Consider the following 24,762-nt stretch of genomic DNA (forward strand, 5'->3'; position numbering starts at 1 on the left):
GGCTCCTTGCGGCTGACTATGCTATTTGCGCCCCGACGCGCCACGCAGCCGCGCAGCGAACTCCCCGCGTCCCGCGAAATAGGTTTGCACGATGCGTGAGATCACGCCGTTCTCACCCGGCACCGCGGGCATCGCCGCGAACTGCGGCAGTGTGTGACGCGCGTCGGCTTCTGCCGGATAGATGCGCACGCGCACGTCGTACCATGCGGCCTGGCCCGTCACGGGATCGGAGTTCGACATGCGTCGCGCCACGTCGTCGTCTCGGCCCGGCAACTCGTCGGTGATCAGGTGATTGAGCAGGAAACCGCGCTGTGATTCGTTCGCGCCCGAACCGAGGTTCCATGCGCCCGCTGCCTTGCCGATTGCGTTCCACGTCCATACCGTGCCGGGCTCCACAGTCTCGCTGAAGCGCGCCATGCAGCGCACGCGGCCCCATTGCGATTCGGCGTAGATCCAGCTGCCGTCGGCGATGCCGTTTTCGGCCGCCATCAACGGATTCATGTAGAGATAGTTTTCGCCATGAATCTGCCGCAGCCACGCGTTCTGAGAGTCCCATGAGTGGTACATCGCCATTGGCCGCTGGGTCACGGCGGCGAGCGGAAAACGCGCGAGGTCGGTGGCCGCGCTTTCGAGCGGCGCGTACCAGAACGGCAGCGGATCGAAGTACTTTTCAACGCGCGCGCGTAAGTGGTCTGGCGGCTGCCTGCCGCTCGTGCGGCCCTGCGCGGCGAGCCTGAACTTTTGCATTACGTCGGAGTAAAGCTGGATCAGGATCGGCTCGCTGAACTTGCGAAAACCGTTTTTGACCGCCCACTCGAGATACGGTCCGTTGCAGTTGCGCATGTATTGCAGCGTCTCGGGCAGCGGGTAATGGAACACACAGTTGTTCTTCGCGTACTCCTCCCATTGCCGCGGATTGGGCTCGCCGACCAACGCCTTGTCGCCGTCCTTGCCGCGCCAGCCGCTCAAAAAGCCCACGCCGGAATTCGGTGAAGTCGTGAAGTTGATGACGAAGTCGGGATAGTCCCGAAAGCGCCGCGCGCCTTCGGCGGTCGTGAAAGCCGGAAACTTCAGGCGCGACGCGAGTTCGATCAGCACTTCCTGGAATGGCTTGCATTCGCCGGTGGGCGGCACGACCGGCACGCGCACCGAATCCACCGGACCGTCGAACTCGGAGATCGGCCGGTCGAGCATCGACATCGCGTCGTGCCGTTCCAGATAGGTCGTGTCGGGCAGGATAAGATCGGCGAAGGCCGTCATCTCCGACTGGAACGCGTCGCACACCACCAGAAAAGGAATCTTGTACTCGCCGTCGTCGTGCTTGTCGACGAGCATCTCACGCACCTTCATCGTGTTCATCGACGAATTCCACGCCATGTTGGCCATGAAAATCATCAGCGTATCGATCGGGTACGGGTCGCCGCGCCATGCATTGGTAATCACGCTGTGCATCAAGCCATGCACGGCCAGCGGATATTCCCACGAGAAGGCCTTGTCGATGCGCACCGGGCCGCCCTGGTCGTCGATGAACAGGTCCTCGGGCGCGGCGGGCCAGCCGAGCGGACCGGTGGCGAGCGGCGTATTCGGCTTGACGGCGTCGGGGCTGTTCGGCGGTTTCGCCGACGGCGGCACGGCACGCGGAAACGGTGACTTGTGACGAAAACCGCCGGGCCGGTCGATCGTGCCGAGCAGCGACATCAGCACGGCCAGCGCGCGGATCGACTGGAAGCCGTTGGAGTGCGCCGCGAGGCCGCGCATCGCGTGAAAGGCCACCGGGTTGCCGCTGACCGTTTCGTGCGTCTCGCCCCATGCGTCGGTCCAGCGGATCGGCAACGTAATGCGGTGATCGCGGCAAGTCTGGATCATTTCACCGGCAAGGCGTCGAATCGTCTCCGCCGAAATGCCGGTAATGGCGGCGGCCCACTCGGGCGTGCAATCGGCCACCCGTTCGCGCAGCAACGCGAACGACGGCGTGACCGGCGTGCCGTCGTCGAGCGTATAGCGGCCGTCGAGCGCGGGCGTGACACCCGCCGTGTGATGCGGCACGGCGCGCGCGGCATCCGCATCCCACCACAAATGATTCTGCGGAAACAGTGGATTGCCGACCGGCCGCTCAGGATCGCGCACGAACAGGCCGAAGTTTTCGCTGGCTTCGTCGAGATCGACGAGTTCCGCTGCGTTGGTATAGCGGCGCACGAACTCGTGATCCCATGCGTCGGCGGCAATCAGTTCGTGTAGAAACGCCATGAACAGCGCTCCGTCTGTGCCGGGTTTGATCGGCACCCATTCGTCGGCGATCGCCGCGTAGCCAGTGCGGATCGGATTGATCGCAATGAAGCGGCCGCCCGCGCGCTTGAACTTCGAAATCGCGATCTTCAGCGGATTCGAATGATGATCTTCCGCCGTGCCGATCATGAAGAAGAGTTTGGCGCTGTCGAGATCCGGGCCGCCGAATTCCCAGAACGAGCCGCCGATCGTATAGATCATGCCGGCCGCCATGTTGGCCGAGCAGAAGCCGCCGTGCGCCGCATAATTAGGCGTACCGAACTGTTTGGCGAACAGTCCGGTCAGCGCCTGCATCTGGTCTCGCCCGGTGAAGAGCGCGAATTTCTTCGGGTCCGTGGCGCGAATCGTGCCCAGGCGCTTTTCGAGCACCTCGAAAGCCTGCTCCCACGACACCGGCTCGAACTGCGCGCTGCCCCGCTCCGCGCCGGGCTTGCGCATCAACGGCCGCGTGAGGCGCGCGGGCGAGTATTGCTTCATGATGCCCGAGGCGCCCTTCGCGCAGATCACGCCCTGGTTGAGCGGATGCTCCGGATTGCCGTCGATGTAGCGCACCTCGCCTTCACGCAGATGCACTCGAATGCCGCAGCGGCAGGCGCACATGTAGCAGGTGGTTGTCTTGACGTCGAGACGTTCGTTCTGCGTGCGGGCGTGGTGTTCCATGCGGGATCTCCGTCGCGGCTTCGGGCGGGCCGAAGCAGTGGTGATGCGATACCGCCCATCCTATGCGCGGCGACCTCACAAGGGAAATCGCCATTTTCGACGGAAAGTATCCGCCACGCCGATAGTTTTGGTTTGCCTTTCAGTGATGCGCCGGCTCGCACCGAGCGAGAAAAGGCGGCCGCGCCGGCGTGCAAACCGGGCGGGCGCGTTGCCGCTCGTCAGCGGACTGGCACTACATGGCGACCCCGCGATGAATGCGCGAGCGCGGGTCGTCAGATCGGCGTCAACACCGCCTCGCCCGCGAAATGCCGCGTGGCGTTGCTCAGAAAGTTGTCGACCGAGGCCGTGATTGCTTCCGGCGAGCGGCCGCCCACGTGCGGCGTCAACACGACGTTCTGCAGCATCAGCAAAGCTTGCGGCGGATCCGGCTCGCCCTCGTAGACGTCGAGCGCCGCACCGGCAATCGTCCGCGCCGTGAGCGCGTGAGCGAGCGCCGCCGTGTCGAGCACGCTGCCGCGCGCGACGTTGACCACGAAGCCGTGCGGCCCGAGCGCCTCGAACACCGCCGCGCCGATCAGATGACGCGTGCCCGCACCGCCCGGCGTTGCGACGATCAAAAAGTCGCTCCAGCGCGCGAGGTCTTCCACACTGTCGAAGTACCGATGCGGCGAGCCTTCACGCGGCTTACGGTTGTGATACCCGACCTCCATCTCGAAGCCCGCGCCGCGCCGCGCGACCTTCTCGCCGATGTTGCCGAGCCCGACAATGCCGAGGCGCTTGCCGGAGACGTTCGGGCGCATCGGCAGGTTGTCGCGCCAGACGCCCTTGCGCGTGGCCTGATCGAGCTGCGGCACGTCGCGCACGACCGCGAGCAGCAAGGCGAACGCATGATCGGCCACGCAATGATCGTTGGTCCCCGCGCCGTTGACGAGAACGATCCCGCGTGAGCGGGCGTGTTCAACGGCAAGGTTTTCATAGCCCGCACCCAGCGCGCTGACGAGTTGCAACAGCGGCATGCGGTCGATTTCCGCGGCGGTGAGTCCGGTCGTGCCGTTGGTCAGCACGGCGCGAATCGTCTCGCCGTGCGCGTCGATGGCGGCGGCTCGCTGGGCGGCGTCGGGTGCGTAGATGACGTGGAACGCCGCTTCGATACTCGCGCGGCTTGCATCGTTCAAATGGATCAGAACCAGAAGGGATGGCTTCATGTCGGCGCTTTCGTCGGCAACGTGGATGGACGGAATAGATTTCGAGCCAGTGTAGCAAGGCTCGCCAAGGCATGCAGGCGAGCGACCGGGCCGCCCCGGCGCGCCTCAAGTCAATTGGAATACGGCCGTTATCTTGTTGAATGGCGGAGGCGAAAATGATGCGTAACCGGTCTTTCTTTTCAGCGACCGCCCAACCGGCTTTAAAATAGCGGCACTTCCGATTCCGAGAACTCCATGCTGGACATCCTGCCGCGTGGCCCCGCGCCCGCCAACGACGATTCCGAGATGTTCGAACTCGCGCCCGTCTCGCTGTGGCTCGAAGACTTCAGCGGCGTGCGCGCACTGTTCGACGCATGGCGGGCCGACGGTGTGACCGATCTGCGCGCGCATTTCGCCGCCAATCCGGGCTGCGTCGCGCAATGCGCGCATAGCATCCGCGTCATCAAGGTCAATCAGAAAACGTTGACCCAATTCGAGGCTGCCGATTTCGACGCGCTCAACGGCAATCTCGCCTCGGTGTTCCGCGACGACATGCTCAAGACCCATCTGGAAGAGCTATGCCAGCTGTGGGCCGGGCAATCGCAGTTCACCAGCCAGACGGTCAACTACACGCTCGGCGGACGGCGCCTCGACGTGCTGCTCAAAGGCGCCGTGCTGCCCGGCCACGAGGCGCACTGGGACCGGGTGCTGGTGTCGGTCGAGGACATCACCGAACTGGAAGGCGCGCGGCATCGCGTGACGCTTGCCGAGCAGTATGTGCGCGGCTTGTTCGAGTATTCGCCGGTATCGCTCTGGGTGGAGGATTTCAGCGCGGTCAAACGTCTGCTCGACGAAGCGCGCGCGGCCGGCATCAACGATTTCCGCGTGTTTACCGACGTGCATCCCGAGTTCGTCGAGCGCTGCATGCAGGAAATCCACGTGCTCGACGTGAACCAGCACACGCTGGACATGTTCGCGGCCAAAGACAAGAAAACGCTGCTGGCGCATCTGCCTGATGTGTTCCGCGACGACATGCGCCCGCATTTCCGTGAGCAGTTGATCGATCTGTGGGACGGCAAGCTGTTCCAGCAGCGCGAGGTGCTCAACTATTCGCTCGATGGCAGCGAGGTGCACGTGCACCTGCAATTCTCCGTGCTGCCCGGCCATGAAAAGAACTGGGATCTGGTGTTGGTGGCGCTCACGGACATCACGGCGCGCAAGAAAGCCGAAGCCTATCTCGAGTTCCTCGGCAAGCATGACGTGCTGACCAAGCTGCGCAACCGCTCCTTCTACGTGGACGAACTGAACCGGCTTGAACGCAAGGGTCCGTGGCCCGTCACGATCATCATGGCCGACCTGAACGGTTTGAAACGCGTGAACGATCAACTCGGCCACGCGGCAGGCGACGCGTTGCTGCGGCGCGCCGGCGAGGTGCTCGCCAAAGCGACCGAGACGCCGTTTCATGCGGCGCGCATTGGCGGAGACGAGTTTGCGATCCTCATGCCCGACACCGACGAGCGCGGCGGCGTCGCAATGGTCGATGCAATCAGGCAACTGGTCGAGATGAACAATCAGTTCTATCCCGGCTCGCCGCTGAGCTTCTCGATGGGCGCGGCCACCTGCCAACGGGGCGACCGGCTCGAAGCAGGCGTGCAGCGCGCCGATCTGCTGATGTATGAGGACAAGCGCGCAACCTATGCGAACCAGCCGGCCGCCGGCGCCGGCGACGCGGCAGGCCGCTGACAAACAGTCGCGCGGCCCGCCGCTCGTTTAGCCCGGCAGTTTGGCCGCCAGCACGTCGACCTTCTCGATACTGGGTGGCGAGGCGAACAGTTCGCCCGCCTTCGCCATCAACGCGGCGGCCACCTTGCCGTTCAGGTGCGCGTCACGGCCGCCTTCATCCGCGAAGGCATCGAAAATACCGAATGTGGACGGCCCCAGCTTCAAGGCGAACCATGCGATGGTGCCCGGCTCCTCCTCGACGAGCGGCAAGCCGCCGAGCAGGAACGCTTCGATCTCTTTTTCCTTGCCTGGCCTGGCTTCAAGACGAACGTACAGGGCGAGTTTGACCATGACAGAACTCCTGCTGTGAGATTCGGGCAATAGGCGTGCATTACAAATGCATTGCTAGCGTGGCGGCACACGCAGGATCGCCACGCTATCGGAAAAGTATAGTCCGCCGCTCCTTTGGCATCGCCACGCGCCCTTCAGGCGGGTATTTAAACGTGCCGGTTTGCGCTAGCGCAGCATTGAGCGTGCCGGACACCGGCGTCCCGGCACGCGTCCGCTATACTCGCGGACCCTGAAGTTATCCGCGGCCCACCGCGGTCCGGAACCACAATCATGTCGACGATTCCCGCCTGCCCGCAATGCGCAATGGAAAACACTTACCCCGACGGCGACAATTACGTCTGTCCGGATTGCGCGCATGAATGGCCGATCCACGCCGCCGCATCCGCCGACGACGCCGACCAACGCGTCGTCAAGGATGCCAACGGCAATCCACTCGCCGATGGCGATGCGGTCGTGCTGATCAAGGACCTGAAAGTAAAAGGCTCGTCGATCACGCTGAAAATGGGCACCAAGGTGAAGAGCATTCGCCTCGTGGGCGGCGATCATGAAGTGGACTGCAAGATGGACGCCGGCAACTTCATGCTGAAGGCCGCTTATCTGAAGAAGGTCTGAGCGAACAGCGCCGGCCGCGAACGCCGGCGCTCAAACGCCCGGAAAGCGCAATTCGAAACGCACCACGCCCGGCGCCGGACACACCACGCACGCGGTGCCGCTGTGCAGATGCATGATCGCCTTGACGATCGCGAGGCCCAGACCACTCGATTCGGTGAACGCGCTGCGCGCCGCATCCGCGCGATAAAAGCGGTCGAACAAACGCCCCAGCTGCTCTTCGGGAATGGGCGCGCCGTCGTTTTCGACCACCACCGTGGCGCCCTCTTCGTCCTGCGAGCCGCGCAAACGCACCACCGTATCGCTCGCGCCGTAACGCACCGCATTGACGACCAGGTTGTTGATCGCACGCCGGCACAGCATGGGATTCACCCATGCCACACCGTCTGCCTCGACCACGAAGCGCATGCCGCGTTCGTCGGCGGGACCTTCGAAATAGTCTGCGATCCTGACGAGTTCCTCGCGCAGGTCGATCGGCTCACGTTCGACTGAGAGCGCCGCATGGTCCGCATGCGCAAGAAACAGAATGTTTTCCGCGATGTGACTGAGGCGACTCAGCTCCTCCAGATTCGATTCAAGCACCTGCTGATACTCTTCGGGCTCGCGTGTCCTCGCGAGCGTAACCTGGGTCTGCCCGATCAACGCGCCAACCGGGGTGCGGATTTCGTGCGCCAGGTCGGCGGAAAACTGCGACAGATGTTCATAACCGTCGGCGAGACGGTCGAGCATGGCGTTGAACGCGTGCGTGAGCTGGCGCAATTCGAGCGGCGCCGCCTCGCTGTCGAGCCGCACGGACAGGCTCGCCGGGCTGATCTGCGCGGCCCGCGTGGCAATCTCGCGCACCGGGCGCAACGCTCGGCGCAGCACGCAATAGGCGAGCAGCGTCGCGGCCAGCATGCCGATCAGCGTGGCCAGCAGGATGCGGTTGCGATAAGCGGCCAGCATGCGCACTTCCTGCGTCATCGGGTGACCGGCGATCACTTCGACCTCGGTGCCGTCTTCGCGCGCTCGGGCGGTGGCGATCGCCCAATGCACCGGCACGCCGTCGGCGAGCCGGGTCTGGCGAATGTCGGCAAAGGTCGGCAGACGGCCCTCCTCGCCGGCCTGCAACGCGGGCACCGCCACGCCACCCGGGTTCACGTCGATAAACGGCGCCTCGCCCGGACGGCGAAACAGCAGCACGTCCTGTTCCGCGCCGAGCATGGTCTCGAACAGCAACGGCCGGTCCTTCAGTTCGCCGACCGAGTAGAGATCGCGCACAATCCGGCTGAAATGCTCGACGCGCCCGGTCAGCACCACGTCGGCGCGGCGCTGCAACGACAGCTCCGCGGAGCGGTAGAAATACGCGCCCAACGTTCCGATCACCACGCAGGCAATCGACGCGAACAGCACGGTGGTGCGAGCCGTGAGCGAGCGCCCGGTCCAGAATTTCATGAGCCGTCGCCGAAGGTGTAGCCGATGCTGCGCACCGTATGAATCAGCTTCTTTTCGAACGGATGATCGACCTTGGCGCGCAGCCGTTTGATGGCCACGTCGACCACGTTGGTGTCGCTGTCGAAGTTCATGTCCCACACTTCGGACGCGATCTGCGTGCGCGACAGCGCTTCGCCCTGACGGCGCACGAGCAGATGCAAAAGCATGAACTCCTTGTTGGTGAGCGGGATCTCGACGCCTTCGCGCGTCACCTTGCGACGCAGCACGTCGAGCTTCAGGTCGGCGATCTCGAACACGTCGCTCTCGCGGATCACGCCACGGCGCAGCAGCGTGCGGATTCGCAGCACCAGTTCGGTAAACGAAAACGGCTTGACGAGGTAATCGTCCGCGCCGAGTTCGAGACCGCGAATACGGTCGCTGACATGGTCGCGCGCGGTGAGGAAAATCACCGGCAGATCGCGCCGTGCCCGCAGCGCGCGCATGATTTCCCAGCCGTCGATACCAGGCAGCATCACGTCGAGCACCACGAGGTCGTAAGGATTTTCGAGCGCCATGTGCAGGCCGTCCGTGCCGGTGCGGGCTAGATCGACCGCATAGCCGCTCTCGCGCAAACCCTTCTTCAGGTAGTCGCCGGTTTTCGGATCGTCTTCTATGACGAGGATGCTCATGGTGCTCGGTGCTCCAATTCGGGCTTCGGCCCGGAGGCTCGCTCGAAGGCTCGCTGACATGCGGGACGTGGATATGCCGGTCATTTTACGTGGCCGTTGCGCGCCATTCATGACGTTTTTGTCATCCATCTGTCACTCGCCGGAGCCGGTCCCGAGTCTAATCTGCCCCCATCGTTCACCACCTGGAGCAGATTCATGAAGATGGTTTCCGCGCGTGCGTTGCGCACCTTCGTCGCCCCGGCACTCGCCGCCGCTGCGTTCCTCACCGCCGGTCCGGCCGCATACGCCCAGAACGCCATGCCGACCGGCGTGCGCGGCACGGTAACATCGTTGTCGGGCGACCTGCTCAAGGTCCACACGCGCGACGGCAAGGACGTCGACGTGAAGCTCGCCAAGGACACGCCGATTCGCGGCGTCGTGCTCGCCGACGTGAACGACATCAAGCCGGACAGCTACGTGGGCACCGCCGCGATCCCGCAAGCGGACGGCACGCTGAAAGCACTCGAAGTCCACGTGTTCCCCGCGAGCATGCGCGGTGCCGGCGAAGGGCACCGTCCGTGGGATCTCGGCGGCAACAGTTCGATGACCAACGGTACGGTCGGTTCGCTCGTGGTCAGCAACGGCCGCACGATCACCGTGAAGTACAAGGACGGCGAAAAGAAGATCGTGATTCCGCAAGACGTCCCTATCGTCGCGCTGGAACCGGGTGACCGCTCGCTGCTCGTGCCGGGCGCGAAGGTCGTGCTGTTCGCACACAAGGAAGCCGACGGCTCGATGGCGGCCAACTTCATCTCCGCGGGCGAGCACGGCGTAACGCCGCCGATGTAACACGACATTGCCGTTTTCCGGTTTGTTCGAGCAGCCGCGCTTTTTTAAATGGCGCGGCTTTCCAGCTCCCGTTCGCCTCGCGATCCTTTCCATGCCCGAACCGCAAATGCGCCTGCTCCTCCACCCGCTCGTCGTCCGTATCACACACTGGATCAACGCGTTCGCGATGGTCTGCATGGTGATGAGCGGCTGGGCCATCTATAACGCGTCGCCCTTCTTCCCATTCAGATTTCCGGCGTGGGCGACCGTCGGCGGATGGCTGGGCGGCTCGATCGCCTGGCACTTCGCGGCGATGTGGCTGCTCTGCGCGAACGGCCTGCTGTATTTCGCGTATGGCCTCGGCGGTGGGCATTTCCGGCGCAAGCTGTTGCCGGTTCATCCCCGCGACGTAATACATGACGCAAGCCTCGCGCTGCAATTCAAGTTGCCGCACGATACCGGCAGATATAACGCGGTGCAGCGCGCGCTGTATCTCATCGTATTGGCTCTTGGCGTGTTGCTGGTCGCGTCGGGGCTGTCCATCTGGAAGCCGGTGCAATTTTCGTGGCTCACAGCCTTATTCGGCGGCTTCGATTTCGCACGGCGCGTGCATTTCATCGCGATGGCGGGTGTGGTCGGTTTCGTAGTGGTGCATCTGGCGCTGGTGCTGCTCGTGCCGCGCACGCTGCTGCCAATGCTGACCGGTCGCGCGCGGCATGCAGCGCATGGAGGAACCCAGGCATGAGCGCATCTGAACGCAACGGCGACGAACGCCGAGCCCGCATCGTCCTTGCCGATCATCAGCCGCAAATCGAGCGGCTGCAGCGGCGCCTGTTTCTGCGCTCGTCGCTTTCCATCGGCGCGCTGGCGATGCTTTCCGGCTGCAACATGCAGGATGGCGATTCGGTCGACAAGGTGCTCTGGGCCATGTCGCGCTGGAACGATCGCGTGCAGGGCTGGCTGTTCGACCGCAACAAGCTGGCACCTACCTACTCCGCGCGCGAAATCACCGATCCGTTTCCGTTCAACGCGTTCTATCCGGAGTTCGACGCGCCGGACATCGACGGTTCGACCTATCAGCTCGAAGTCTCAGGGCTCGTGTCGGACAAGCGCAGCTGGAATCTCGATCAGCTGCGCGCGTTGCCGCAGGTCTCGCAGATCACACGCCACATCTGCATTGAAGGATGGAGCGCGATCGGACAATGGCGCGGCGTGCCGTTTCGCACGTTTCTGGAGCGCATCGGCGCGGATCTGAGCGCTCGCTATGTCGGCTTCAAATGCGCGGACCGCTATTACTCCAGTCTCGACATGGCGACGGCCCTGCATCCGCAGACGCAACTCACGCTCGATTTCCGCAATGAGCCGCTGCCGGCCAAATACGGTTATCCACTGAAGCTGCGCGTGCCGACCAAACTTGGCTTCAAGAATCCCAAGCACATCGCGGCGATCTTCGTGACGAACACGAACCCTGGCGGCTATTGGGAAGATCAGGGCTACAACTGGTTCAGCGGTTTGTAATGCGGCCCGTTTGCCCGCTCACACGGCGGTGACGTAGCGCGCCACCGGTTTGACCACGCGTGGTGCCGGCGAATCGTACAAGGTGCGCATGCGCTTCACTTCGTCCACTGGACTGAGGCCGAAAAGGCGCTTGAACTCACGGCTGAATTGCGACGCGCTTTCATAACCGACGCGCGCCGCGGCCGCGCCCGCATTCAAACCATCCTGCACCATCAGCAAACGCGCATGATGCAAACGTGTGGTCTTCACGTATTGCATCGGCGAAGTGGCGGTGACGGCTTTGAACTGCGCGTGAAACACGGCGAGGCTCATGCCGGCTTCGGACGCGAGCGTATCGACATCGAGAACGCCGTGGTAATCGGCATGAATCCGCCGCAATGCTTTGGCAATGCGGCCGAAATGATTCTGATGCGTGAGTGCCGCGCGAATCGCGTCGCCCTGCTCGCCGGTCAGCACGCGATAACAGATCTCCCGCACCACGCCGGGCGCGAGAATGCGTGCGTCGAGCGGCGAAGCCAGCGCGTCCATCAGACGCTGCACCGCGTTGCACAGCGCCGGGTCGAGTGGCGTCGAATAGATGCCGACGGGTTCGTGCTGCGCGGCGCCTTGCGTCTCGTTCAACGCCATCAGCAATTCCGCCACCATGGTGAGATCGACGCGCACCGAGATGGCGAGAAAAGGCTCATCCGGGCTCGCCTCGGTCTCGCATTCGAATGGCAACGGCACCGAGAGCACCAGATACTGCTGCGCGTCGTACTGAAACACCTGATCGCCGAGAAAGCCGCGCTTGCGTCCCTGGCAGACGATCACGATGCTCGGCTCGTACATGACAGGCATGCGCGGCATGGGACTATTCGCGCGCATCAGATTGACGCCTTCGAGACTCGTGCGCGTGAAGCCCGGGTTGGGCGCGAGCACGTCGAATAATTCGACCACACGCTGCTGGGCGGGATCGAGCGGGACGGGTTCAGCGGAACGGGTTGACATGACGGTATAGTGACGTGCAAGAGAATAATGCTTGAAATTTAGCACCAAACGACCTATCGCGCTGCTCGCCAGGAGTTTTAGGCAAACCTTCAAGACATTCAGGTATTCCCGGGCTCCTCGCCCGCTCCTATCATGGGAACCCTGCCGGATCATCTATTTCCGCGCTGCGCCGGGCTCGATTGGCCATTGCCTGTTTGACGAATTTGCCAGCCACCGCCCGCGCCGTGATCCCGGTTCATGACGAGGTTGGCCTCATCGGCGACATGCGTCGCCCATCGCCGGCGCCTTGCGACTTCACCCTCTTTGCTGGAGCTACCCATGAGCACGACTTATGCCTATGCAGCGACCGACGCTACCGCGCCGCTCGCACCGTTCGAAATCCAGCGCCGCGAACTTCGCCCCCTTGATGTGCAAATGGATGTGCTGTTTTGCGGCGTGTGCCATTCCGATTTGCATCAGGCGCGCAATGAATGGAAGAACACCGTATTTCCGGTGGTGCCGGGCCATGAAATCGTCGGCCGCGTGACCGCGGTCGGTGCGGACGTGACGAAGCACAAGGTGGGCGATCTGGTCGGCGTCGGCTGTCTGGTCGATTCGTGCCGCACGTGTGCGAGTTGCGAGGAAGGTCTCGAGCAGTATTGCGAGAACGGTTTTGTCGGCACGTATAACGGAGTCGACCGGGTCGACGGTCAGATCACTTACGGCGGCTATTCCACGCAACTGGTCGTGGACGAAGCGTTCACCTTGAGCGTGCCGGACAATCTCGACCCTGCCGGCGTGGCGCCGTTGCTGTGCGCGGGCATCACCACCTATTCGCCGCTGCGCACGTGGGGCGCCGGTCCCGGCAAGAAGGTCGGCATTGTCGGCCTTGGCGGCCTGGGTCATATGGGCGTGAAGCTGGCGCGCGCGATGGGTGCGCATGTCGTGTTGTTCACCACGTCGCCCTCGAAGATCGAAGACGCGAAGCGGCTGGGTGCGCATGAGGTGGTGATTTCGAAGAATGCCGAAGAGATGGAAGCGCATTTGAACAGCTTCGATTTCATTCTGAACACCGTGGCTGCGCAACATGATCTGAATCCGTTTTTGAATCTGCTCAAGCGTGATGGAACCATGACGCTGGTCGGCGCGCCGGAGCACGATCATCCGTCGCCGCAGGTGTTCAATCTGATTTTCAAGCGTCGCCGGTTGGCTGGGTCGTTGATTGGCGGCATTGCCGAGACGCAGGAAATGCTGGATTTCTGCGGTGAGCATGGGATTACTTCGGATATCGAGGTGATTCCTATGCAGGGGATTAATGAGGCTTATGAACGGATGCTGAAGAGCGATGTCAAGTATCGGTTTGTGATTGATCTGGATTCCTTGCGGAAGTAAATTTTGGGTGGGCCGCGCTGCGGGGGTGTTGTTTTTTTTGCCTGCGGCGCGGTCGGGGTTGGGTTGTTTTTTTTGGCTTTGGCCTTTCCTTGAATTCGTGGTGGTCTATTGGCGTTGCCCCTGTGCGGGGCGGCACTTACTTTCTTTGCCGCCGCAAAGAAAGTAAGCAAAGAAAGCGGCTTCACACCGCTAATTTTTAAGCGGGTCCCCCGCACAGCCACGGCAGTGGTTCATCTGGAATCCGTGCCCTCGCACATTCCACTCCAGTGACAAAGCCATCATCCGCTCCCACTCCGCACTGCGTGCGTCGCGGACGGGTATGCGCGGGAACCCGTCAGTAGGACTAACGCCGTGGGGGCCGTCTGCTTCGCCTCGGCGACACCCTAAAAAGGCCACTGTTCAATGAAGACCGCTGCGGCGCGCGCAGCGCCGCCGGAAGCATGACTGCCTTGTCACCGGGGCGGAATGTGCGAGAACGCGGATTCCAGATGCGCCACTCCCCCCTCCAAGCCAGGGGACCCGCTTATGAGCTAGCGGTGTAAAGCCGCTTTCTTTGCTTACTTTCTTTGCGGCGGCAAAGAAAGTAAGTGCCGCCCCGCACAGGGGCAACGCCAATAGACCACGAAGAATTCAAGGAAAGGCCAAAGCCCAAAGATCACAAACAAAAACCGCCCCGCAGCCAACCCCCAACCCCAGACTGGAGCACAACCCGTGATCGACCGAATAACCGCAATGCGCACATTCATCCGAATCGTGGACACCAACAGCTTCACCCGCGCAGCGGAATCCCTCAACATTCCCCGCGCCACGGCGACCACCATCGTCCAGAATCTGGAAGCGCTGCTAGGCACAGTTCTCCTCGCCCGCACCACGCGGCGCCTGAGCATTACACCCGAAGGCGCGGCCTACTACGAGCGCTGCGCGCAAATCCTCGCCGACATCGACGAAATGGAAGCCAGCATCCGGCACGCCACGGATAACCTGACCGGGCGCCTGCGTATCGAAATGCCCGGCGCGGTGGCCAGCACGATCGTCCTGCCGGCCCTGGACGACTTCCACACGCGCTACCCGAACCTCGATCTCGCTATCGGCATCAGCAACCGCACCGTCGATCTGATCTCCGAAGCAATCGACTGCAGCATCCAGCTAGGCGAATTGCCGGATTCGAATCTGGTCGCGCGCCAACTCGGCACGCTCGAACACGTGACCTGTGCGAGTCCGGCCTACCTGACCCGTCATGGCACACCCACGGACCTCGACGATTTGCACGGACATACGGCCGTCAATTGCATGTCGCCGCACAACGGACGCGAAGTGGATTTCGATTTTGAAGTGGACGGCGAAGCGCAAAATGTCAAGGTAAAAGGCTTCGTCAAAGTCAGCGACGAACAGGCCTATCTCACCTGCGGCTTGCAAGGCCTCGGCTTGATTCAGCCCGCCCGCATCGCCGCGCAACCCTATCTGGATTCTGGACTTTTGCGCGAAGTCCTGCCGCAATGGAAGCCGGTGCCGATGCCGGTCTCGGTCGCGTATGTGAAGAATCGCCGCGTCTCGCCACGCGTGCGCGCGTTCGTCGACTGGCTGGCGGAGTTGTTCGAGAAAGCAGAGCACGTCGATCAGGATCTGTCGCGTGTCCGTCAGTTACTGCGCGGCCTGCATCCCGCCTGAAGCGGGTTCAATGCGGGCGCGCAGTCCGCGCGACAATTCCGTTGGTTCTGTAGTGTGATTGGCGTCGTTCGCGCCAGCAGATCGACATGAAACCAAAAAATCCCGACCATAAAAGCGATTAAGGCTCGTCTTCTGCAATCGCACAGGCGCGCAAAGCGTATAGCCGGCAGCGTTGCCATCCTCGCCGCCAAAGCTCCCTTACTTCCCCCATCCACCACGGTTTTCGCGGCAAATAAAGAATGCGTCAAGGCTGGCGTGCCTGCTGCGCCGAAGCCGGACAGGCCGGATCCTTACCCCAGTGACCGTCGCATACGCGCCAGCGGCACAACTGGTCTTCGAAGAAGCCACGCTTGCCGCACTCTTTCACGCGTTCAGCCAGTTTGGCGTTGCCGGCAGCGCTTGCACTGACCTTGGTCGCCGTGTCCTGTGCCGCGGGCTTGGTGTCCGCCGGTTTGGTCCGGGCGACGAGAGCCGCCAATAGATCGGCATCCGAATCATCCTTCGAAGCATTGCTGGTCGCGCGCGCTTTCTTCGACTGCGCGACCGCAGTCGGCGCGCTCGCGTGACGGTTCACCGCCGCCATGCTTTCCTTCTTGCCGTGCGCCGCGCTCTCGTGCTTCTCCTTGGTGGCTACAGCCGTCGCGTTTTTGCCGTGCTTCGCCGCCGGCACCGTGACCGCTGAAGCAGCCGTTGCGGATGCAACCGGTGCAGGTGCGCTGCTCGGTTCCGCACCGTCGGCGAGCGCGCGCGACAGGCGGCTGGCGTCACCACTGGCGGGCGCCGTGGCGGATGCCGCAGCGGCCTTGCTATCGCTGTCGTCGGCAACGATGGTCGCCGCTTGCGACGACGCCGCGGCCGGCACCTCTGCTTTCGCGACAACCTGCGGCACGTTGCTTGCAGCAACCGCGGGCGCGGCAGCCTTCTCGACGCTGGCAGGCGTGACCTCCGCCAGCGACTCGCTCTGCACGCGCCGCTGCATATGCCACGCTCCCCAGCCGCCGGCTGCGATCACGAGCAAGGCGACCAGCGCGAGCACCGCTTTCGACCGGCGTGGTTTTTCCGTAGGCGGCGCAACGCGGCCTTCGAGGTTCGCAAGAATTCGCGAACCATTGCCATCAGCGCCTTTAGCCTTATCGGATAACAGGCTAGGCGGGGCTTTGGAATTCGAACTTTCCGGCGCACTCATTCACTGTCTCATTGAATCCTGGATTATTTCGCCGTGATAATACGCTCCGGCTCCTCTCAGAGCAGGCCTGATTCTAAGAGCAAGCATTACAAAATACAATTCTTTCCAATTTCCGGGGTCGCCTTTGATTGCCGTAGTACTTTTCGCCTATTTCGCGCTCGCCGTCGTGATCGCCGCAATGCTGCTATTGCCGACAGTACGCGCCTCTTTATTGGACGCGGCTCTCACTATTCATGGTCGCTTTATGCGCGGAGCATCGCGAAGTGCATCTCGCGCACGCGGCCAATTAGTGCGCTCGGCAAAAATTTCGCAATCGACCGCAATCGATATGCAAAAGTTACTGGTAAAGCGGCGCTTGCTGATTTTTACCACCACAGGTATTCTTGCGACGCCTCCATTGGTGGCATTGGCTTTACGCGGCCGGCAATTATTCCAATTCGATGACACTGCGCGGGTACCGGACGAGAAAATTGCCGCGTTATTGAACGGCGAACAGCTCGTGCCCCCGCCGCCGCTGCCACCGGAGGTATTTGCCACGCAGGAAGTCGAGCAGATCCGGCCCGCGCTTAAAGACGCGAGCCGCGACTGGAATTTGCTCGAAGCCGATTTCAGAACACGTTTATTGCTCGTTTACAAAATCATGCACGAGCAATACGGGTATGAAATGGCCTTACTGGAAGGTTATCGCAGTCCGGAGCGGCAAAACCGGCTGGCGCAAATGGGGGGCAACGTCACTAATGCCGCAGCGTTTCAAAGCTACCACCAATACGGGCTTGCCGCGGACAATGCATTTTTGCGCGACGGCAAACTCGTCATTTCAGAAAAAGATCCCTGGGCCATGCGAGGTTATCAGCTATACGGACAGACAGCGGAACAGGTCGGTCTGACGTGGGGTGGGCGCTGGAAAATGATGGATCTCGGGCACGTCGAATATCACAAACCCGGCTTCGTCCTCGGGCGCGGTCATTAGGATAAAGCGTGGAATAAGAGGTTGACAATGGGGCGTTCAATCAGATTTTCTGGCGAAAAGCGGCAATGCCGCATGCATAATGGCATTGCGCCGATCACATTCTCTGCGGCTTTTTTTCGCGGATTTAACAATCTTGCCGTATTCGCTTTCGCCTGAACATGCACTCGATTTATTTCAAACGCCATACGCGCACCATGCCGTGCGCCACAGCACGCGCCACGACATTCATCACCCAGACCTGAACGGCTTATGCGACGCATTCTCAACGTGTTGACCCACACACGCACGCTCTCGATCATCGGCTTGCTCGCGCTCGCTGCTGTTCTATTCATCGGCGCGGATACCTTGCAGATCGACCTGATGTGGCCAGCCATCGCGCTCGGCGTCGTGGTCGCGCTGTGGCTGCTGGTGTGGGTGGTACGCCGTCTGCGCGCGCGGCGCGCGAACCGCAAGCTCGGCGAAATGCTCGAGCAGCAGGCGGAAAAGCAGACTGAAGCCGGCCCCGCGCCCACCCCCGCACGCCAGGCCGAACTCGACGTGCTGCGCACGCGCCTCGTCGAGGCGGTGAAGACCATCAAGACCTCGAAGATCGGCCAGGTCTCCGGCGGCTCGGCGCTGTACGAGTTGCCGTGGTACATCGTGATCGGCAACCCCGCCGCGGGCAAGAGCAGCGCGGTGTTGAATTCGGGTTTGCAATTTCCGTTTGCCGACAAGAACAACGCGGTAATTCACGGCATTGGCGGCACGCGTAATTGCGACTGGTTCTTCACGACCGAGGGCATTCTGCTCGACACCGCGGGGCGCTATTCCGTGCACGAGGAAGACCGCACCGAATGGCTCGGTTTCCTCGGCCTGCTCAAACGTTTCCGCCCGAAGGCGCCGATCAACGGCATTATCGTCACGGCGAGCATTGCGGAGCTGACCAACAGCAAGCCTGAATTCGCGATCAATCTCGCCAAGAATCTGCGCCAACGCGTGCAGGAATTGACCGAGAAGCTCGAAGTCTTCGCGCCGGTGTATGTCATGTTCACCAAGGCCGACCTGATTACCGGCTTCACCGAATTCTTCAGCGGCAGCGACCGCCACGAATACGACCGCGTGTGGGGCGCCACCCTGCCCTACGAGCCGGACGAAAAGCGCGACGTGGTGGGTCTCTTCGACGAGCACTTCGAGGAGCTGTACGACGGCCTGAAAGAAATCAGCGTCGCGCAGATGTCGATCAATCGCGGCAATAAGCTCTCGCCGGGTCAGCTGAGCTTTCCGCTCGAATTTTCCACCATCAAACCTGCGTTGCGCGCGTTTCTCGCCACGCTGTTCGAGACCAACCCGTTCCAGTACAAGCCCATTTTCCGCGGCTTCTACTTCACCAGTGCATTGCAGGAAGGCGAGACCAATAGCGCCGCGGCCACACGCATCGCGAACCGTTTCGGCCTGAGCGCCGATAGCCTGCCCAAGCCGCATAGCGCGTTTTCGAAGAACGGCTTCTTTCTGCGCGACCTGTTCTCCAAGGTGATCTTCGCCGACCGGCAAACGGTCAGGCAATTCGCCAGCCCCGCGAAAACGCGCATGCGTTATGCGACCTTCTTCGGCTTCGTCGCGGTGCTCGCACTGGCGCTCGGCGGCTGGACCTGGTCGACGGTCAACAACCAGCAACTCACGGCGAACGTGCAGGCCGACCTCGACAACGTAGTGCGCCTGCAGCAGAACCGCAATGATCTGCAATCGCGGCTGCAGGCCATGGACGTGCTCGAGGACCGCATCGACCAGCTCGAGCAGTTCCGCCGCGACAAGCCGCTTGCGGTATCGCTCGGCCTCTATCAGGGCGACCGGCTCGAACAGCGTCTGCTCACCGAGTACTACAACGGCGTGCGCCAGATCCTGCTCGATCCGGTCTCGCAGAATCTCGCTTCTTTCCTGAAGGACGTCAACGCACACCCCGACCAACTCGCGCCGTTGAACCGCGCACCGGACGCCGCCGCGATTCCGGTCTCCACGCATTCGGCCATGAGCGCGAACAGCCAGGGTGGACTTTATAGCGACGCCTCGCCGACCAACGTCGAAGATGCGTACAACGCGCTCAAGACCTACCTGATGCTGAGCGACAAGCGTCATGTGGAAACGGCTCACCTCACCGACCAGGTTGCCCGCTTCTGGCGCGGCTGGCTCGAAACGAATCGCGGCAACATGCCGCGTGACGAGATGATCCGCAGCGCCGAACGCATGATCACCTTCTACCTTTCGCGCGTGTCCGACGACGACTGGCCGATGATCGACCAGAACCTCGGTCTCGTCGACCAGACGCGCGAGAACCTGCGCCGCGTGGTGCGCGGCATGCCGGCCCGTCAACGGGTTTATGAGGAAATCAAGGCACGCGCATCGACCCGTTTCGCGCCGATGACGATCGCGCGCATTGTCGGCGAAAGCAATACGGCGCTGGTGGCGGGCAGTTACGCGATTCCCGGCACCTTCACGCGAGAAGCGTGGTTCCAGTACGTGCAGCCCGCCATTCGCGACGCGGCCACCAAGGAACTGCAGGCCAAGGACTGGGTGCTCAACACGTCAGCCCACGACGACCTGACGCTGGAAGGCAGTCCCGAGCAGATCCAGAAAGCGCTCGTCACGATGTACAAGACCGAGTGCGCCATGCACTGGCAAAAGTTCATGCAAGGCATTGCGGTGCAGAGCTTCGGCAGTTTCGGTCAGGCCGTGGATGCGATGAACCGTCTCGGCGACCCACAGGATTCGCCGATCCGCAAGGTGCTCGAAACCGCGTACGACCAGACTTCGTGGGACAACCCCTCGCTCTTCAACGCGAACCTGAAGCGCGCGCAAACCGGCGTGACGAGCTGGTTCAAGAACTGGTTCTCGCGGGCGCCGACCGGCCAGATCAACGCGAATATCGATATCAACGGCAATCCGGTCGAGATGCCAATGGGTCCGATCGGCCAGGAGTTCTCGGCGCTGGGCCGCATCGTGGTAAGCGGCGACAACGGCTCGATGCTCAAGGGCTATATGGACACGCTGTCGAAGGTCCGCACACGCTTTAACGTGATCAAGAATCAGGGCGATCCGGGACCGGGCGCGCGTCAACTGATGCAGCAGACGCTCGACGGCAGCGGCTCCGAGCTTGCCGATTCGCTGAAATACGTCGACGAACAGATGCTCACCGGTCTCACCGACTCGCAACGCAAAGCGCTGCGCCCGCTGCTCGTGCGTCCGTTGATGGCGGCGTATGCGGTGGTGATCCAGCCGGCGAGCGTCGAAGTCAACAAGGTGTGGAATGCGCAGGTTTATCAGAGCTTCCAGGGTTCGCTAGCCAACAAGTATCCGTTTGCGAGCGACGCGAAGGTCGAAGCCGGCGCGGGCGAAATAGCCCAGGTGTTCGGTCCGGACGGCGCGATTGCCAAGTTCGTCGGCACCACGCTCGGGCCGCTCGCGGTGCGCCGTGGCGACACGCTGACGGCGCGCACGTGGGGCGATATGGGCCTCGCGCTCACGCCCGACTTCACCAACGGCTTCGCGCGCTGGGTGGCACCGCTTGCCGGCGGCGCGGCCGGTGCGTCGGGCCAGAGTTCCTCCGAACCGCAGACCGTGTTCCAGATCCTGCCGCAGCCGAGCAGCGGCACGACGGAATACACGCTTGCAATCGACGGCCAGCAGATGCGCTACCGGAACACGCCGCCGCAGTGGACCAACTTCGTGTGGCCGAATCCTTCGGGTTCGCCGGGCGCGACGCTGAACGCCACGACCTTCGACGGCCGCACGCTGCAACTGGTCAACGAACCGGGCCGCTACGGCCTGGAAAAGCTGATCAATTCGGCGCAACGCAAGCGTCGTCCGGACGGCACGTTCGATCTGTCGTGGACGCAAGGCAGCGTGACGGTGGCGGTCAGCATGCGCATCATCAGCACGTCGCAGGCTTCGAGCGGCACGAGCGATGCGCCGCAACAGCAGAGCCTGCGCGGCTTGCGGCTGCCCTCCTCGGTGGCGGATGTGAGCGCGGCGGCGAATTCGGTCAACGCGACCGCCGCGGGTGCACCGGGCGCCGCGCCCGCGATCGCGCCGGCCTCGCAAGCGGCGCGTCCGGCTACGGCCGCCGCCGCGGTTTCGAATACAGGGGGTGCGCAATGACGCAAACCGTGCAGGCGCAAATCGCCTACTTCGGCAAGATCCCGTCGCGCGGCGACTTTGTGAAGAGCGCCCATAATCCGCAGCTGCTCGCCACGCTCGACCGCTGGATCGCGGAAGCCATGGAACTGCTGAGCGACGATCCACGCTGGAAGATCGTCTACGAAAACGCCAAGCCGATGCACTTCGCGTTCCTCGGTTCCCGCAGCAAACTGGCGATTGCCGGGCATATGATGGCCAGCCACGATCAATCCTCGCGGCGTTTTCCGTTTCTTGCCGCGACCGCGCTCGAAGTCGAAAAGCCGCTGACGTTTCTCGCGCACAGCCCGCTTGCCTTCGCGCGGCTGTGGTCGCGCGTCGCGGCGCAGATGAAGCCGCTGCTTGGCGCGAGCGAACCGCCGGGCGCGCTGCAGGCACTCGGCGACATGCAGGTGCCGATCGAGATCGGCGGCGGCCCCGGCAATCCGCACGACGGCACCTTCAACGATTTCGTCGAGCATCAAACGCTCGCGGGCCTCGAACAGATGCTGCTCGCGAGCGGCCATCCGGTGCGTTTGCGCGGCGCGATGCTCGCGCTCGGCTCGCTGCTGCGTCCGGTGATGCAAAGCGGTTCGTCGCATCTCGAACGCGGGCTGACCTTGCCGCTGCCGAACGATCCGTTCTACCGCAGTCTCGTGGCCGCGTTCTGGCTCGAACTGATCGCGCCGTTCGTCGCGCAGGCGGATTTCGAACTGGCGATTTTCATCGGCACGATTGCCGAGCGCGAGCGGCTCATCATCGGCTTTAATGGCGCGTCGGCCAAAACGCTGCACAGCGTGGTCGATCCGCAGTCGTATGCGGCACATAACATCGATATCGACGACCCCGAGTGGATCGACGAACACGCACAGAACGATCATGGCATCAGCAAGCTCGTCAGTTACCTCGACCAACCGCAACTGTCGCTGCGCGTCAGCATCGACACGTTCCGCGAAGCATTCACGGGAGCGTGACACGATGCTGACCCTCTCCACGCGCACGTCCGTGCTGCTTGCGGGCCTTCTGCTCAGCGCCCTCGCGCATGCCGACAACGACGGCCCCGCTCGCGTCACGCCGGTCGACAACAGCGGTATTTCGATTCACACCACGATTTTGCCGCCGGCTGCGTCGGCGCCGGTGGGTAATGCGGGACCCGCAGTGACCACGGCCGGGCTCGCCAGCGGCACGACCGGCGCGGGCACCGGCGCGATCAGCGCGGCGCCGCCGCCCGCCAACGCGACGCCGGGCCAGGTGGTGGTTGGCGGCAAGGTGCCGGACGAAGCGACCAAGGCGGCCGTGCTCGCCCGCCTGCGCGACACATACGGCGCGGCCAACGTGGTCGACCAGATCGAAGTCGCCGACGTGGCGACGCCGCCGAACTGGTCCGCCAACGTGCAAAAGCTGATCGGTCCGCAATTGAAGCAGATCAGCAAAGGCCAGTTGAAAATCGACGGCACGCAGATCGACGTGAAAGGCGAAGTGCACAACGAATCGCAGCGCCAGCAACTCGCGAGCGACATGGCGAATGCGCTGAACCCGACCTATACGATCAAGAACGGCCTGCGCGTGAGCGCATCCGAGCAAGGCCTGCTCGATCAGACGCTCGCGAACCGCACGATCGAATTCGAAACCGGCAGCGCCACGCTCACGCCCCAAGGCCGCGCGATTCTCGATCAGATGGCCGCCGCCATGGGGAAAATGACGACCAAAACGGTTGCGATCATCGGGCACACCGACAACTCGGGTAATCGCACGTCGAATATCGCGCTGAGCCAGGCGCGCGCGGATGCGGTCAAAGGCTATCTGGTCGCGAAGGGCATCCCGCCGCAACAGATGACGACGACCGGCGTCGGCCCGGATCAGCCGATTGCATCGAATGACACGACTGACGGACGGGCACGGAATCGCCGCATCGAGTTTCGTGCGGGGTCTTGATTGGGTGTTTGCGCGGCGCGCATAAAAGAAAGCCTGGCTTCGATAGGGAACCGAAGCCAGGCTTTTTCATTTGCCGCATCGAGATTCTAATCTAGCTGTTCTCTTCCGGCTTCACACCGAGCAACTCGCGAATATGCGCGAGCGATCCGTCGTCTTTCACCACGCTCGAAAGCCATTGATGCAACGGCATATCCGCCGCCTCCGCTGCCTTGTCGGCGAAATACGCCGCAGGGTTATGCGGCTCCGTAGCGCGAAAGAACCTGGCCACCGCGCGCAGTTGCGCGACGGCCTGCGCACGGCTTTGAATTCCTGCAATCGGGCTGGCCGGCATGGTCGTCAACACAGGTTCCTCACGTTGCGGTGAAGTCTTGAAGGCGGGCTCGGCCCGTTCGTACTCGTTCGGCGCAGGTCCTTTCGCGGGTGGCGCCGCTTCGGCGTTCACGCCCACTTCGCGGGCGAAGCGTTCCACCAACCGGTAGACGCTTTCATACGCGTCTTTTGCCTGACGGAAACTCGGCGCGGAATCGCCGGCATGCCGGTCCAGCTCCTGTTCGAGCGCCAGCATAGCCGCTTCAAACGCTTTCAGATCGACGAGCAGCGCGGCGTAGAACGCCGTTGATGTGGCGCGCTTCGACGCCTCGATCTGCTCGATCGACGGTTTGCCACGCGCAATGTCGTCGGCATGATCCGGATCGCGCTTGACGGCCTGCGCAACATGCGTGGCGACATCCCAATCGATCGTGCTGTACGTATTGCCCTGCGACGACGTAATCGGCATGGCGCGTAGCAGATCGCCGGTGCGGCCGACGAGCCACGCGACGTTGCCAAGGCGATACTCGGTGTCGTCGCCGTCCGGCAGCGGATGGACGTGGTCCCAGTAGCGCTCGCAAAGTCCCGTCAACAACCCGTAGCCTTGCGAGAGACCGTTCATGCCTTCGTCGATTGCGAGCGCCTCGGTCAGCCAGACTGCCAGGCGAAGATCCTTGGTCTGCGTTTGTAGCAGACTACTCGAGCGCTCGATGACAAACGACCAATCCGCCTCTTTGATTTCCGTGACCCACTCGCCCTGATCCAGCGACGGGTCTTCGAAACGGCGTGCGTGCTGAATCGCATCGAAATCCGCTGAGAAAAGCAGATCTTCGCCACAAGGCGAGATTTCGCTGAGCGGAGCCAGCAACGTGTTCAGATTAATCGGCATGAAAGAAAGCAATAAGTATCCGGTACGGCATTAAACAGATTGACGCGCGATTCGGCGCGCCC

19 protein-coding genes are annotated in these 24,762 nt (G+C 62.6%); 11 read left to right on the plus strand and 8 right to left on the minus strand.

The window, feature by feature from the left end; all coding sequences use genetic code 11:
• Positions 1-21 precede the first annotated feature (21 nt).
• Both P0D71_RS12025 and P0D71_RS12030 read right to left on the minus strand, forming a co-directional pair.
• Positions 22-2,946 carry a molybdopterin-dependent oxidoreductase gene (locus P0D71_RS12025; protein ID WP_408301304.1) on the minus strand — a complete coding sequence of 975 codons (2,925 nt, stop codon included), beginning with the start codon at positions 2,944-2,946 and terminating at the stop codon, positions 22-24.
• 272 nt (positions 2,947-3,218) lie between these two features.
• Positions 3,219-4,151, minus strand: coding sequence for a 2-hydroxyacid dehydrogenase (locus P0D71_RS12030; protein WP_408301306.1), 933 nt, complete (start codon positions 4,149-4,151; stop codon positions 3,219-3,221).
• A gap of 234 nt (positions 4,152-4,385) precedes the next feature.
• On the opposite strand from P0D71_RS12030, the gene P0D71_RS12035 reads away from it, so the two are divergent.
• The gene (locus P0D71_RS12035) at positions 4,386-5,873 is read left to right on the plus strand and encodes a sensor domain-containing diguanylate cyclase (protein WP_091801871.1); all 1,488 of its coding nucleotides are present in this window, start codon (positions 4,386-4,388) and stop codon (positions 5,871-5,873) included.
• Positions 5,874-5,900: 27 nt separating this feature from the next.
• Here P0D71_RS12035 and P0D71_RS12040 read toward each other — a convergent pair whose 3' ends face one another.
• On the minus strand, positions 5,901-6,203 hold the full coding sequence (locus tag P0D71_RS12040; RefSeq protein ID WP_408480179.1) for a putative quinol monooxygenase: 303 nt from the start codon (positions 6,201-6,203) through the stop codon (positions 5,901-5,903).
• A 270-nt stretch (positions 6,204-6,473) separates the two neighbouring features.
• Here P0D71_RS12040 and P0D71_RS12045 point away from each other — a divergent pair, with 270 nt between their 5' ends.
• Positions 6,474-6,815, plus strand: coding sequence for a zinc ribbon domain-containing protein YjdM (locus tag P0D71_RS12045; RefSeq protein ID WP_091801875.1), 342 nt, complete (start codon positions 6,474-6,476; stop codon positions 6,813-6,815).
• A 30-nt stretch (positions 6,816-6,845) separates the two neighbouring features.
• On the opposite strand, the gene P0D71_RS12050 is transcribed toward P0D71_RS12045, so the two are convergent.
• Together P0D71_RS12050 and P0D71_RS12055 are read right to left on the minus strand one after the other, a co-directional pair.
• Positions 6,846-8,246 (minus strand): heavy metal sensor histidine kinase, encoded by a 1,401-nt coding sequence (locus P0D71_RS12050; protein WP_408480181.1) that lies wholly within the window; start codon positions 8,244-8,246, stop codon positions 6,846-6,848.
• A complete protein-coding gene (locus P0D71_RS12055; protein ID WP_091801881.1) occupies positions 8,243-8,914 on the minus strand; it encodes a heavy metal response regulator transcription factor in 672 nt (223 codons plus the stop codon). The genes P0D71_RS12050 and P0D71_RS12055 overlap by 4 nt, the downstream gene beginning before the upstream one ends.
• Before the next feature lie 195 nt (positions 8,915-9,109).
• Here P0D71_RS12055 and P0D71_RS12060 point away from each other — a divergent pair, with 195 nt between their 5' ends.
• The 3 genes from P0D71_RS12060 to P0D71_RS12070 all read left to right on the plus strand — a co-directional run bounded on the left by P0D71_RS12060 (position 9,110) and on the right by P0D71_RS12070 (position 11,239).
• Positions 9,110-9,742: a hypothetical protein gene (locus P0D71_RS12060; protein WP_091801884.1), complete on the plus strand. Its 633-nt coding sequence runs from the start codon at positions 9,110-9,112 to the stop codon at positions 9,740-9,742.
• A 91-nt stretch (positions 9,743-9,833) separates the two neighbouring features.
• Complete coding sequence (locus P0D71_RS12065) at positions 9,834-10,466, plus strand: cytochrome b/b6 domain-containing protein (RefSeq protein WP_091808738.1); 633 nt, start codon at positions 9,834-9,836, stop codon at positions 10,464-10,466.
• Positions 10,463-11,239: a molybdopterin-dependent oxidoreductase gene (locus P0D71_RS12070; protein WP_091801887.1), complete on the plus strand. Its 777-nt coding sequence runs from the start codon at positions 10,463-10,465 to the stop codon at positions 11,237-11,239. The genes P0D71_RS12065 and P0D71_RS12070 overlap by 4 nt, the downstream gene beginning before the upstream one ends.
• Before the next feature lie 18 nt (positions 11,240-11,257).
• Here the strand turns inward: P0D71_RS12070 and P0D71_RS12075 are convergent, their stop codons facing one another.
• Positions 11,258-12,226, minus strand: a complete 969-nt coding sequence (locus tag P0D71_RS12075) for an AraC family transcriptional regulator (RefSeq protein ID WP_408186939.1) — start codon at positions 12,224-12,226, stop codon at positions 11,258-11,260.
• A 318-nt stretch (positions 12,227-12,544) separates the two neighbouring features.
• Here P0D71_RS12075 and P0D71_RS12080 point away from each other — a divergent pair, with 318 nt between their 5' ends.
• Both P0D71_RS12080 and P0D71_RS12085 read left to right on the plus strand, forming a co-directional pair.
• Entirely contained in the window at positions 12,545-13,597 is a 1,053-nt protein-coding gene (locus P0D71_RS12080; RefSeq protein WP_408301313.1) for an NAD(P)-dependent alcohol dehydrogenase, read from the plus strand.
• A gap of 711 nt (positions 13,598-14,308) precedes the next feature.
• Positions 14,309-15,265, plus strand: coding sequence for a LysR family transcriptional regulator (locus tag P0D71_RS12085; RefSeq protein ID WP_408301315.1), 957 nt, complete (start codon positions 14,309-14,311; stop codon positions 15,263-15,265).
• A gap of 244 nt (positions 15,266-15,509) precedes the next feature.
• Here P0D71_RS12085 and P0D71_RS12090 read toward each other — a convergent pair whose 3' ends face one another.
• Positions 15,510-16,451: a hypothetical protein gene (locus P0D71_RS12090; protein WP_408301317.1), complete on the minus strand. Its 942-nt coding sequence runs from the start codon at positions 16,449-16,451 to the stop codon at positions 15,510-15,512.
• Positions 16,452-16,575: 124 nt separating this feature from the next.
• Between P0D71_RS12090 and P0D71_RS12095 the strand changes: the two genes are divergently transcribed.
• The 4 genes from P0D71_RS12095 to P0D71_RS12110 all read left to right on the plus strand — a co-directional run bounded on the left by P0D71_RS12095 (position 16,576) and on the right by P0D71_RS12110 (position 23,502).
• The gene (locus P0D71_RS12095) at positions 16,576-17,421 is read left to right on the plus strand and encodes a M15 family metallopeptidase (protein ID WP_408480184.1); all 846 of its coding nucleotides are present in this window, start codon (positions 16,576-16,578) and stop codon (positions 17,419-17,421) included.
• 249 nt (positions 17,422-17,670) lie between these two features.
• Positions 17,671-21,552 carry a type VI secretion system membrane subunit TssM gene (gene tssM, locus P0D71_RS12100; protein ID WP_408480186.1) on the plus strand — a complete coding sequence of 1,294 codons (3,882 nt, stop codon included), beginning with the start codon at positions 17,671-17,673 and terminating at the stop codon, positions 21,550-21,552.
• Positions 21,549-22,541 carry a type VI secretion system-associated protein TagF gene (gene tagF, locus P0D71_RS12105; RefSeq protein WP_091801911.1) on the plus strand — a complete coding sequence of 331 codons (993 nt, stop codon included), beginning with the start codon at positions 21,549-21,551 and terminating at the stop codon, positions 22,539-22,541. Before tssM ends, tagF begins: the two co-directional genes overlap by 4 nt.
• 4 nt (positions 22,542-22,545) lie before the next feature.
• Entirely contained in the window at positions 22,546-23,502 is a 957-nt protein-coding gene (locus tag P0D71_RS12110) for an OmpA family protein (RefSeq protein ID WP_408187379.1), read from the plus strand.
• Between the two features lie 91 nt (positions 23,503-23,593).
• On the opposite strand, the gene tssA is transcribed toward P0D71_RS12110, so the two are convergent.
• Complete coding sequence (gene tssA / locus P0D71_RS12115; RefSeq protein WP_408301323.1) at positions 23,594-24,700, minus strand: type VI secretion system protein TssA; 1,107 nt, start codon at positions 24,698-24,700, stop codon at positions 23,594-23,596.
• Between the last annotated feature and the right edge of the window lie 62 nt (positions 24,701-24,762).

The sequence above is a fragment of the Paraburkholderia sp. RL17-383-BIF-A genome (genome assembly GCF_046028015.1).
Classification (GTDB): Bacteria; Pseudomonadota; Gammaproteobacteria; order Burkholderiales; family Burkholderiaceae; genus Paraburkholderia.